11 protein-coding genes are annotated in these 12162 nt (G+C 52.4%); 4 read left to right on the plus strand and 7 right to left on the minus strand.

All coding sequences use genetic code 11. From position 1 onward, the window contains the following. Nucleotides 1–110: 110 nt before the first annotated feature. Together JK231_RS09495 and yeaG are read right to left on the minus strand one after the other, a co-directional pair. Nucleotides 111–1388 (minus strand): YeaH/YhbH family protein, encoded by a 1278-nt coding sequence (locus JK231_RS09495; protein WP_034828771.1) that lies wholly within the window; start codon nt 1386–1388, stop codon nt 111–113. A 91-nt stretch (nt 1389–1479) separates the two neighbouring features. After that, nucleotides 1480–3414 carry a protein kinase YeaG gene (gene yeaG, locus JK231_RS09500; protein WP_034828773.1) on the minus strand — a complete coding sequence of 645 codons (1935 nt, stop codon included), beginning with the start codon at nt 3412–3414 and terminating at the stop codon, nt 1480–1482. 407 nt (nt 3415–3821) lie between these two features. Here yeaG and JK231_RS09505 point away from each other — a divergent pair, with 407 nt between their 5' ends. Both JK231_RS09505 and JK231_RS09510 read left to right on the plus strand, forming a co-directional pair. Continuing rightward, nucleotides 3822–4571: a MipA/OmpV family protein gene (locus JK231_RS09505; protein WP_058959835.1), complete on the plus strand. Its 750-nt coding sequence runs from the start codon at nt 3822–3824 to the stop codon at nt 4569–4571. 84 nt (nt 4572–4655) lie between these two features. Then, on the plus strand, nt 4656–5504 hold the full coding sequence (locus JK231_RS09510; protein ID WP_097116973.1) for an aldo/keto reductase: 849 nt from the start codon (nt 4656–4658) through the stop codon (nt 5502–5504). A gap of 21 nt (nt 5505–5525) precedes the next feature. Here JK231_RS09510 and JK231_RS09515 read toward each other — a convergent pair whose 3' ends face one another. Beyond that, nucleotides 5526–6401, minus strand: coding sequence for a D-hexose-6-phosphate mutarotase (locus JK231_RS09515; protein WP_211728429.1), 876 nt, complete (start codon nt 6399–6401; stop codon nt 5526–5528). 73 nt (nt 6402–6474) lie between these two features. Continuing rightward, on the minus strand, nt 6475–7473 hold the full coding sequence (gapA, locus tag JK231_RS09520; protein ID WP_034828788.1) for a glyceraldehyde-3-phosphate dehydrogenase: 999 nt from the start codon (nt 7471–7473) through the stop codon (nt 6475–6477). 338 nt (nt 7474–7811) lie between these two features. On the opposite strand from gapA, the gene msrB reads away from it, so the two are divergent. Further along, a complete protein-coding gene (msrB, locus tag JK231_RS09525; RefSeq protein ID WP_034828790.1) occupies nt 7812–8222 on the plus strand; it encodes a peptide-methionine (R)-S-oxide reductase MsrB in 411 nt (136 codons plus the stop codon). Nucleotides 8223–8224: 2 nt separating this feature from the next. Further along, a complete protein-coding gene (locus JK231_RS09530; RefSeq protein ID WP_160833623.1) occupies nt 8225–8506 on the plus strand; it encodes a DUF1315 family protein in 282 nt (93 codons plus the stop codon). A gap of 35 nt (nt 8507–8541) precedes the next feature. On the opposite strand, the gene pncA is transcribed toward JK231_RS09530, so the two are convergent. The 3 genes from pncA to sppA form a co-directional block, all read right to left on the minus strand. Next, nucleotides 8542–9150 carry a bifunctional nicotinamidase/pyrazinamidase gene (pncA, locus tag JK231_RS09535; RefSeq protein ID WP_034828795.1) on the minus strand — a complete coding sequence of 203 codons (609 nt, stop codon included), beginning with the start codon at nt 9148–9150 and terminating at the stop codon, nt 8542–8544. 16 nt (nt 9151–9166) lie between these two features. Further along, on the minus strand, nt 9167–10180 hold the full coding sequence (gene ansA, locus JK231_RS09540; RefSeq protein WP_034828797.1) for an asparaginase: 1014 nt from the start codon (nt 10178–10180) through the stop codon (nt 9167–9169). An 85-nt stretch (nt 10181–10265) separates the two neighbouring features. After that, nucleotides 10266–12125, minus strand: coding sequence for a signal peptide peptidase SppA (sppA, locus tag JK231_RS09545; protein ID WP_211728430.1), 1860 nt, complete (start codon nt 12123–12125; stop codon nt 10266–10268). Between the last annotated feature and the right edge of the window lie 37 nt (nt 12126–12162).

A 12162-nucleotide genomic window follows, 5' to 3' on the forward strand; every position in this document is an offset into this window, starting at 1 on the left:
CGGAGCGCTATCCCATAGATCGTTAAAATTGTGTGAAAAATCAGCGGGGATTTCAGGCGAATGAGCGGTGGCGCGGAAAAGAAAAAGCCGGTCAATGACCGGCTTGATGTTCAGGCTTCTGCCACCTGTTTGTGGAAAAGTTCTCTAAATACTGGGTAAATGTCTTCTGGCTCGCGGATGTGCTGAATCGCGAAGTTATCAAACATGGCTTGCAGATGTTCATACTCACGCCACAGCGTCTGGTGCGCACGGCGCGTGATTTCGATGTAGCTGTAATAACGTACAACCGGCAAAATATGTTTGGCCAGAATCTCATGACATAACGGAGAGTCATCCGCCCAGTTGTCACCATCAGAGGCCTGTGCCGCATATATATTCCACTGCGCAGGGTCATAGCGCTCTTTAACCACTTCATCCATTAACTTCAATGCGCTAGAGACAATGGTGCCGCCGGTTTCCTGCGAGTAGAAGAACTCCTGCTCGTCGACTTCTTTCGCCTGCGTATGGTGACGGATATACACCACCTCCACATTTTTATAGGTCCGGCTCAGGAACAGATAGAGCAGAATATAAAAACGCTTCGCCATGTCTTTCGTGGCTTGATCCATGGAACCGGAAACATCCATCAGGCAGAACATCACCGCCTGGCTGGAAGGCTCAGGGCGCTTCTCAAAGTTTTTGTAGCGTAAGTCGAAGGTATCAATAAAGGGTACGCGTTCAATGCGTGCCCGCAGTTCGGCAATCTCTTTGCGCAGCCGCTCCTCTTCCAGCAACTGAGCCGGTTCACTGTTCTCCACTTCCGTCAGCGTGGCTTCCAGTTCGTGCAGCATACGGCGTTTACCGGCGGTCATGGCAGTACGACGCGCCAGTGAATTTTGTAGCGAACGCACCACACTGATGTTGGCCGGTACCCCATTTGAGGTGAAGCCCGCGCGGTGCGTTTTATATTCGTTCAATTGGCGATGCTGATTTTTACGCAGATTTGGCAGGGCAAGATCTTCAAACAGCAAATCAAGATATTCATCTTTCGATATCTGGAAGACAAACTCATCCTGACCTTCACCGTCCTGACTGGCGTTGCCCTGACCGCTGCCACCGCCACCACCGCCCCCTTGTGGGCGCTCAATGCGGTCGTTCTGGACGAAATGATCGTTCCCCGGATGCACGCGATGGCGACTGCCGCCGCGTCCCTGATGGAAAATGGGCTCATTGATGTCATCGATAGGAATCGAGACAGATTCGCCGCTCTCCACGTCGGTGACCGACCGCTTGTTGATGGCCTCGGAGATCGACTGCTTGATTTGCGACTTGTAACGGCGCAGGAAACGCTGCCGATTGACCGCGCTCTTGTTTTTACCGTTCAGACGCCGATCGATAAAATAGGCCATACATATCCCCCAAACTACAGTGTAAGCCAGGCCGGAACCACTCCGGCCTCCTGTTGCGGCGTCGCGGCGCCGCGTAGCTTACAGGTAACGATTAAGACGATTTACGCACGCGCAGATACCATTCGCACAGCAAGCGTACCTGCTTGCGGGTATAGCCTTTCTCCATCATGCGATCGACAAAATCATCGTGTTTTTTCTGTTCGTCCGTTGAGGTCTTGGTATTAAACGAAATCACCGGCAGCAACTCTTCGGTATTGGAGAACATTTTCTTCTCAATAACCGTGCGCAGTTTTTCGTAGCTGGTCCAGTTGGGATTACGTCCACTATTTTGCGCCCGTGCACGCAGCACAAAGTTGACGATCTCGTTACGGAAATCTTTCGGGTTACTGATCCCGGCAGGTTTCTCGATTTTTTCCAGCTCGGCGTTCAGTGATTCACGATCAAACAACTGTCCGGTATCGGGATCACGGTATTCCTGATCCTGAATCCAGAAGTCGGCGTAGGTTACATAGCGGTCGAAGATGTTCTGGCCGTATTCTGAATAAGACTCCAGATAGGCGGTCTGAATCTCTTTGCCAATAAACTCCGCGTATTTCGGAATCAGATAACCTTTCAGGTGCTCAAGGTATTTCTCTGCCAGATCCTGCGGGAACTGCTCGCGCTCAATTTGTTGCTCCAGTACGTAGAACAGATGTACCGGGTTGGCCGCCACTTCGGCATGGTCAAAGTTAAACACGCGCGACAGAATCTTGAACGCGAAACGGGTCGAAAGGCCGTTCATGCCCTCATCCACGCCAGCGTAGTCATGATACTCCTGCCATGATTTCGCTTTTGGATCGGTATCTTTCAGGCTTTCACCATCATAGACGCGCATTTTTGAATAGATGCTGGAGTTTTCCGGCTCTTTCAAACGCGACAGGATAGAGAAGCGCGCTAAGGTCTCCAGCGTGCCTGGTGCACATGGCGCCGTCGTCAGCTCACTGTGATTAAGCAGTTTGTCGTAGATTTTGATCTCTTCCGACACTCGCAGGCAGTAAGGCACTTTGACGATGTAAACACGGTCCAGGAACGCTTCGTTGTTCTTATTGTTACGGAAAGTCACCCATTCTGACTCGTTGGAGTGCGCCAGAATGATGCCGTTAAACGGCAGGGCAGAGATCCCTTCAGTACCGTTGTAGTTACCTTCCTGAGTGGCGGTCAGCAATGGATGCAGCACTTTAATCGGTGCCTTAAACATCTCGACGAATTCCATGATGCCCTGGTTCGCGCGGCAGAGTGCGCCCGAGTAACCGTAAGCGTCGGGATCGTTTTGCGCGTGGTTTTCCAGTTTGCGGATATCCACCTTACCGACCAATGCAGAGATGTCCTGATTGTTCTCATCTCCCGGTTCCGTTTTGGCGATGGCCACTTGCTCCAGGATAGAAGGCCAGACTTTGACCACTTTAAAGCGGGTAATATCGCCGCCGAAGTCATGCAGGCGTTTTGCTGCCCACGGCGACATGATGGTGCCCAGGTAACGCCGCGGCACGCCATACTCTTTCTCAAGAATATTGGCGTCTTCCTGCGGGTTGAACAGGCATAAAGGATGATCGTTGACCGGGCTGCGTTCGCCATCAGCGCTCAGCACGTAGATCGGTACGCGTTGCATCAGGGCTTTCAAACGCTCAGCAAGTGACGATTTACCGCCACCGACCGGCCCCAGCAAGTAGAGAATCTGTTTCTTCTCTTCCAGGCCTTGCGCAGCGTGTTTCAGGTAGGAGACGATTTGTTCAATCGCTTCCTCCATACCATAAAACTCTTCGAAGGCGGGATAGCGTCCCATGACGCGGTTAGAGAAGATTCTGGAAAGGCGTGGCTCCTGCGCCGTGTCAACCATCACCGGCTCACCGATAGCCATCAATAGTCGCTCTGCAGCGTTGGCGTATGCACTGCGATCCTGCTTACAGATTGCGAGAAATTCCTGCAGTGTGAACTCTTCGTCCTTGGCAGCTTCATAACGCTGACGATAGTGATCGAATATATTCATAGCGATGCCCGTCCTTTCGTTTTTAGCACAGGTAAAGGAGCGAAATTAGATACGTTTGCAGCTCCCGGAAGATATTCTTTATTGAGTACAGCAACCCTTATGCCAACCTGACGTTTTTTTATCGGGATACACAATTCTTATGGTTACTCTGCTCGTACAAAAAGTCTCGGCTTACTTTTAACTGTAGAAGGCATTCAGAAAATCTGCCGCCACTTTTCTCCTTATTTAGCGATATATCAATAACAAAGTCTCATAAGCACTAAGGCATTCCGTTTGCATGTCTACCACTGCAGCCTGCTTCAGACTATTCCGCATGGGTGATAAACATCCCTGATTTAACGTTAACCCAGCGCGAAATTTTAGTTAGACTCTACGTGTGATTGTTATATTAATGGACTGATTAAATTGTGAACCAATTCAAACTTAAAGCGCTTGCTTGTGTTGTCCCTTGTTATTTTGCGGCGTTCAGCACTCATGCAGAACCCTTATCTCTCGGGGCTTCGGTTATTTATGCCCAGTCACCTTATCGCGGTGGACAGGACCGATACATCCCCATCCCGGTCATCAATTATGAAGGCGAAAACTTCTGGTTCCGTAGCTTGCAGGGCGGCTACTACCTGTGGAAAGACCAGCAGGATCAACTGTCATTAACCCTGTTGGGTTCACCGCAACAGTATGATCCCAAGGATAACGATCTGGGTGACATGAAGGCTCTGGATAAGCGCCGGATGACTCTGATGGCAGGTGCCACCTATCGCCATGTTGCCGATTGGGGTATCGTGCGTACCGCTCTGCTGGGCGATGTGCTGAACAACAGTAATGGCATCATCTGGGATCTTACCTATCTGTATCGCTTCGATTTTGGCGCGTTCAGCCTGACGCCAGGCATCGGTGCAATGTGGAACAGCGCCAATCAAAACCGCTACTACTATGGCGTGTCTTCGCACGAAAGCGCGCGGACAGGTATTGCTGAATATCAACCGGATGACAGCTGGTCTCCTTATGTGGAAATGAATGCCAGCTACCAGATTAGCGATAGCTGGAATGCCAGTTTGTCCGGGCGTTACACCCGCTTTGATAGCGAAATCAAAGACAGTCCAATGGTGGACAAAAGTGGTCAGTTCACTCTCTGGACCGGCATCAGCTACAGCTTCTAATGGTTTTACATGGCGCCTCGTAATGAGGCGTTTTTATTACATTGCACCAATAACGCGCCCCATCATGGCGCATCAGGAGGCGTAATGAAGACGATTCAATTCCGTGGAGAATCAACTTTACCCGCTATTGGGCAAGGAACCTGGTATATGGGGGAGAATGCAGCGCTGCGTCGTCAGGAAGTCTCGGCGTTACAGGCTGGATTGGATCTGGGGCTGAGACTGATTGATACCGCAGAAATGTACGCCGAAGGCGGGGCGGAAGAGGTGGTGGGCGAAGCGCTACGCGGACGCCGCCATCAGGCCTGGCTGGTGTCAAAAGTCTATCCGTGGAATGCCGGGGAAGTGGATGCGATAGAGGCCTGCGAGCGCAGCTTACAGCGCTTAGAGACCGATTATCTTGATCTTTATTTACTGCACTGGCGTGGCAATGTGCCACTGGAAGAGACCATTCGCGCCATGGAAACCTTACAGCAGCAGGGAAAAATTCGGCATTGGGGGGTATCCAATTTCGACACGGACGATCTGCATGAACTGTGGAGTGAGACGGGCGGTGAAAACTGCGCTACCAATCAGGTGCTGTATCACCTGGCATCACGAGGAATCGAATACGATTTGTTAGCGGCATGCCAGCAACGTGATATGCCGATCATGGCGTATTGCCCTCTGGCACAGGCGGGACGTTTACGTCAGTCACTGTTTGAAGATCCCCATTTGCACCAAATTGCACAACAGAAGAGCATCAGCGTGGCGCAATTACTGCTCGCGTGGGTGATTCGTCGGCCAGGCGTGATCGCCATTCCCAAGGCCAGCAGCCAACAACACGTGGCGGAAAATGCGGCTGCGTTAGACCTGCATTTGAGTGTTGAAGAGTTGGCGGTCATTGACCGGGCGTTTCCAGCACCGCAACATAAAACGGGCTTAGACGTGGTATAGCGGCGCATCTGCGCCGCAAACCTACTTATTGCGCACGCGCAGGGTGGTACCGAGGCGAGCAGGGGATTCACCGGCACTTTTCATCGGCTTGTTGATGCGAGCCGTTTCCACGCAGACCATAGTTTTGTAACCCTCATTAGGCATATCCGCCATGCTGCAGGACAATTCTGGGCCTGGATTCCATGTGACAACGTCACTTTGATAATGGTGATACACTCCAATCTGACGTTTTCCTGCGATGTCGTGAATCACACTGCAATCTTCGGCGGCGGTGTGAATCCGATCGACGCGGTCAGGGTAGGTTTGCTTGCCATCAGCCAAACTGCCTACCGTGTTAGCGTTCACCTTGTCGATAAAGCTATTTCCTAAGCCACTCACTTCCACCTGAGCAATATCGGCGATCTGGAAGTAGGTGTGCAAGGCTGCGGTGGCTTGGTAATCGCCCCAGGCTTCCAGCTCAATTTCACAATGTTCGGCGATACGAAAACGGGCCAGCAGGGTGAAATCATGCGGCCACAGCTTCTTCGTTTGCGCGTTGCTTTCCAGTGTGAACGTCAGCATTACGGCATCTTCGTTCTCATCGTGTGCAGTCAATGTCCAGGGTTGATTACGGGCGAAACCATGCGCCGGTTCACCTGCCGGACCAAACCAAGGCCAGCAAATCGGCACGCCTCCACGGATTGCTTTGCCTGCGGCAAACGGCGTCTTATCGCTCAACCAGATCACCGGTTGCTGGCCGCTGGGCTGCCATGAGAGCAGATGCGCGCCTTGCAGCGCGATCGCCGCACGAACTTTAGGATGGCTCACAACCACGATCGGCAAATCGCCCACCTGGCGCTGAGACAGGTAAGGGGTGATCTGATTCACCACTGGTAAACTATAAAGCGTATCTTGCATCGTCAGACCTTCTCTTCTTCCAAATGAAAAAAAGGGGCGACCGAAGTCACCCCTTGTCTGTTTCGCCAGTCGCTTACTTAGAAGCAACCAGTGCAATCAGATCCAGAACTTTGTGTGAGTAGCCAGTTTCGTTGTCGTACCATGAAACCAGTTTCACGAAGTTGTCGTTCAGTGCGATACCGGCTTTAGCATCGAATACTGAAGTCAGGGTTTCGCCATTGAAGTCAGTTGATACAACGTCGTCTTCGATGTAGCCCAGAACGCCTTTCATCTTGCCTTCAGATTCAGCTTTGATCACGGCACAGATTTCTTTGTAAGTGGCTGGTTTTTCCAGACGTACAGTCAGGTCAACAACAGACACGTTCGGGGTAGGAACGCGGAACGCCATACCGGTCAGTTTACCGTTCAGCTCTGGCAGAACCACGCCCACTGCTTTAGCAGCACCGGTAGAAGATGGGATGATGTTCTGAGCTGCGCCGCGGCCGCCGCGCCAGTCTTTGTGAGACGGGCCATCAACGGTTTTCTGCGTAGCGGTGGTGGCGTGAACAGTGGTCATCAGACCTTCAACGATACCGAAGTGGTCGTTGATCACTTTAGCCAGTGGTGCCAGGCAGTTAGTGGTGCAAGAGGCGTTAGAAACGATATCCTGGCCAGCATATTTTTCAAAGTTAGCGCCACGAACGAACATTGGGGTCGCATCTTTAGAAGGACCGGTCAGAACCACTTTCTTCGCACCAGCCTGAATGTGTTTGCGAGCGGTTTCGTCGGTCAGGAAGATACCGGTTGCTTCTGCAACAACGTCAACACCCACTTCGTCCCATTTCAGGTTAGCCGGGTCTTTCTCAGCGGTAACACGGATTTTCTTACCGTTAACAATCAGCGCGCCGTCTTTCACTTCTACGGTGCCGTCGAAACGACCGTGCGTAGAGTCATACTTCAGCATGTAAGCCATGTAATCGGCGTCGAGCAGGTCGTTGATCGCGACGATTTCGATGTCAGAACGCTGCTGTGCAGCACGGAAAACGATGCGACCGATACGGCCAAAACCGTTGATACCTACTTTGATAGTCATATATTCCACCAGCTATTTGTTAGTGAATAAAAGGTTGGCTGTAAAATTACAAAAACCTTACCAGGCGTCAAGCGGAATCGTGTCAATTGTTGCGACAGGTCAATTCCAACGCCAGGAATAATTGGTTGCGCAATCGCTTACGCAGCACCCTTATTGCGCGCCTATGTTACGCCGAATACCGACCGAAAAGGGATGACTTTTGCAAAGGGTGATCGACGTCACAATTTTGCGCTGTGGCAGTCGTGGCGAACGGGTTCGCACGAAAAAAGACCATGATGATGTTGTTCGTTTGTTAGAATACTAGTCGATTTTTACAGAATGACACTCCGGAACTCAAAATGGCTAAAGACACCGCACCCGAGGCAAAAATCGCGCAGCTTTCTGAGATGCAGCGCTATGTCACACAGCATCGCGGCACGGAACCTCCTTTCAGTGGCGCGCTACTGCACAACAAGCAGGAGGGCATCTACCACTGTTTAGTGTGCAATTCACCGCTGTTCCTCTCCGACTCTAAATATGATTCAGGCTGCGGCTGGCCGAGCTTTTACCAGCCTTACAGCGACGAAGCGATTCGTTATCTGGAAGATGATTCCCACGGCATGCACCGCGTGGAAATTCGCTGTGGCAATTGCGATGCGCATCTCGGCCACGTGTTCCCGGATGGCCCGCAGCCTACCGGTGAGCGCTACTGCGTTAACTCCGCCTCATTGAGCTTCACCGATGAGCAGGGCAAGCAACAAGAGGGCTGAGCATGAAGCAAGAACTGGAAGCCATGCTGGCGGCGATGACGCCGGAAGTCTACGAGCGGCTCGCCACCGCAGTGGAAATCGGTAAATGGCCGGACGGTGTCGCGCTGACTCAAGAGCAGCGCGATAATTGCCTGCAGCTGGTGATGCTGTGGCAGGCGCGTCACAACGACGACCCGCAGCATATGACCATTGGCAAAGGAGGGGAGATGGTGATGAAGTCGAAAAAGCAGCTCAAGGAAGAGTTTGGTATCGAGCCGGACATCACGCGCATTAACCTGCACTAGAATGCAAAAGGGCTGGTTTTCACCAGCCCTCATTTTCAGATTATTACCGCACCCTGAGCTTGCATCTGTTCGATGGCAATATCGCTATCATCAGGATTCAGGTTGACGCCGCGGCAACCCTCTTTCACCACTTCAACGTTGTAGCCCAGCTCCAGCGCATCCAGCACGCTGTATTTGACGCAATAGTCGGTAGCGAGCCCCAGCATCACCAGGTCGCTGATGTCGCGTTCACGCAGCCAACTGTCTAGCTCCGTTTTGCGGCGATGGCCGTTATCGAAGAAAGCACTGTAGCTGTCCACATCCGCGTCGCCCCCCTTATGGAACACCGCATCAATCAGTGTGCGGTCCAGTTCTGGGTGGAAATCCGCCCCCACTGAGTTCTCGACTCCATGATCGGGCCACCAAATCTGCGCCAGACCGTTCAATTCACCCAGGGTATACACTGGTTCGCCAGAGACGGAGGCGAAGCTGCCATGATCTGCCGGATGCCAGTCTTGCAATGCCACTACACATTCTCCCCGATCGCGGAACTCGCGTGCGTAGCGATTGGCAACGGCAACCGTTTGGTCGCCTTCGCGCACCGCCATTGGGCCGCCGGGGCAAAAATCGTTCTGAATATCGATGATTATCAATGCCCGCTTCATTACATCTCGCTCCGTATCAGTCGTCGGTCAGTTCGCCGCGTAAATTCTGTTGCATTCTGGCACGAATTTCCGGGTTGGTGAGGTTTTGGCTCAACAAAAAGTGCAGTTTTGTTAATGTAGCCTCAACGGTAAGGTCAAAACCGCTGATCACCCCCGCATGTTCCAGCGCATTACCGGTGGCATAGCCCCCCATATTCACTTTTCCGGACATGCATTGCGTCAGATTCACCACCACAATCCCACGTTCGCTCGCCTGCTGCAGTTCAGCCAGGAATTCTGCATTTTGCGGCGCGTTGCCGACACCATAAGAGCGCAGAATCAGTGCTTTCACCGGCTGGCGCAGGAAGTTACGCACCACATCGGCAGAGATCCCGGGGTAAATGGTAACCACGCCAATCGGTTGTGGGGTAATCGGATGCACAATCAACTCGCCACGGCCCTGTGGTGCCGGCGGCGTATTGAGTTTACGAATGTGAATACCGGCTTCCAGCAAAGGAGGGAGATTCGGTGAAGCGAAGGCGTTGAAGCCGTCGGCATGGGCTTTGGTGGTGCGATTGCCACGGAACAGCGTGTTGTTAAAGAACAACGCCACTTCATTGATCGGATAATTAGCGGCCACGTACAACGAATTGAGTAAATTCTGCTGACCATCTGAGCGCAATTCTGCCAGTGGAATCTGCGAGCCGGTTACGATTACCGGCTTCGCCAGGTTTTCCAGCATGAATGACAGCGCCGAGGCAGTGAATGCCATGGTGTCGGTGCCGTGCAGAATGACAAAACCATCATAGCTGTCGTAATTCTGTTTAATGTCATCAGCAATCGATTGCCAATCCAATGGCGTCATGTCTGACGAATCCATCAGAGGCTGATATTCGTGGATGGTGAAATTCGGCATCTCAGGCCGATGGAATTCTGGCATGTTGGCCAGTTGCTGCTGCAGGTGGCCGGAAACCGGAATGTAGCCGTGCGCGGAGCGCTGCATACCGATGGTACCGCCCGTGTAGGCTACATAGATATTTTTCTTTTGCATGGAAGAACTCAGACTTGCCGTAAAACGCGCAGTATAAGGGGATTAACAGCGAAAAGCAGCCCGACCAGCGGCCGGGCTGTAAAGATTAGCGTACGTTGCCGCAGTTCAGGCAGAAGGCGTAGCGATTTTGCGGATCATTAAGATTGTTCATCAGGCCAGGCTGATCTTTCACTGCACTCATGACGTCCAGCATCGGCGCGGGCAGCCACACCTTCAGTGCTGCTGGCAGCATCGCTTGTGCAGAGGCATTCATCTGATTTAGCAGCAGGTCAATCATGCCGGGGTCGTCCTGATACCAGCTAAGCTGCGGCTTGGCGACTTTTGCCAACTCAGCCGCTTTCGCCACGGCATCGTCAAAATCACCCAACGCATCGACTAAACCATTCGCTTTGGCATCGCTACCGGTCCAGACGTGGCCCTGGGCGATATCATTAATTTGTTCAGGCGTTTTGTGACGTGACTTCGCCACCAGCCCGACAAAGTTGCGATAGCCGTTTTCGATGGTCAGCTGCATCAACTGTTGCACTTCCGTCGGCAGGGCTTTAGTGGTGGCAACATCCGCCAGTGGCGAAGTGGCCACGCCATCAGTGTGCACACCAATGCTGCTCAGGCTGTTCTCAACGGTATTGATGACCCCGAATATACCTATCGATCCGGTCAATGTACTTGGCGCAGCGACGATGTAATCTGCCGGCGTTGAAATCCAATAGCCGCCGGATGCCGCCATGCCGCCCATGGAAACCACCACCGGTTTACCGGCATCATGGGCTGCGGCTAACTCTTCACGAATCGCTTCCGATGCCGACACGCTGCCACCTGGGCTGTTGACGCGCAGTACAATCGCTTTGATTTTCGGATCGAGACGCGCATCGCGAATCTGCGAAGCGGTGGTATCGCCACCCACGTTTCCGGCGGTTTCCTCACCGTCCATAATCGCACCGCTGGCGAAGATCACCGCAATATTGCCATCCTGATCCTGCTGAGGCTGCTTTACGGTGTAATCGTAAATGCTGACGTTGCGATAATCGTTATTGGCTTTATCCCAGCCAAAGGTTTTCACCAGTTCCTGATCAGCAGCCGCACGGCTGTCCAGCACATCAACCAATTTACTGTCCAGCGCATATTTTGCGGTATCGCCGTCAACAGCCTGCAATCCGCTGATGACGCCGGCTGCTCCCGGGAACAGTTGATTCGGGGTAATCTGGCGATTTGCGGAAACGGTGTTCAGGTAGTTCTGCCACAGCTGGCCGATCCAGCGACTATCCGCATCACGTGCTTCCGGAGACATATCGTCACGCAGGAAAGGCTCGACGGCAGATTTGTAGGTGCCCACACGGAACACATGAGAATTGACTTTGAGCTTCTCTAACAGGGATTTGTAATACAACCCATTGGTAGCAAAGCCATGCAGATCAACGGTGCCCTGCGGTGACAGATAAATTTTGGTGGCATAACTGGCGATGTAGTATTGCGCCTGGCTATAGCTATCACCAATGGCGTATATCGGTTTGCCCGCATCACGGAACTCACGCAGCGATTTGCCCAGATATTGTAATGAGGGTTGATCGCCGCCAGCAAAATCACGCAAATCAAGCACGATCCCGGTGATGTTTTTGTCAGTTTTCGCCTGACGAACCGCATCCACCACGTCGAACAATGAATTCTCTTGCAGGCGATCGCTGCTCGCGCCCAGCAACTCACGGCTGATGCGACTCAGGCGATTACTGACGGAAGGTTTATCCACTAATACACCGCTTAAATCCACCTTGAGTGCACCCTGTTGCACCGGTTCGCTGCTGTTGGCGCTGGAAAGCTGTAACCAGATACCGACACCGGCGAGGATTAAGACGATGAGGAATAAATTAAGAATGAATTCCCGAATAAAATTCAACACCCGCCAGCTCCAGCGGAACAGGCCAGCAATAATTCGCCACAATGTGCGCATAAACTCTCCATATTCACGTAACAGGGCAGTCGCCACG

It is taken from the genome of Pantoea sp. JGM49 (genome assembly GCF_018257655.1).
Classification (GTDB): Bacteria; Pseudomonadota; Gammaproteobacteria; order Enterobacterales; family Enterobacteriaceae; genus Pantoea; species Pantoea communis.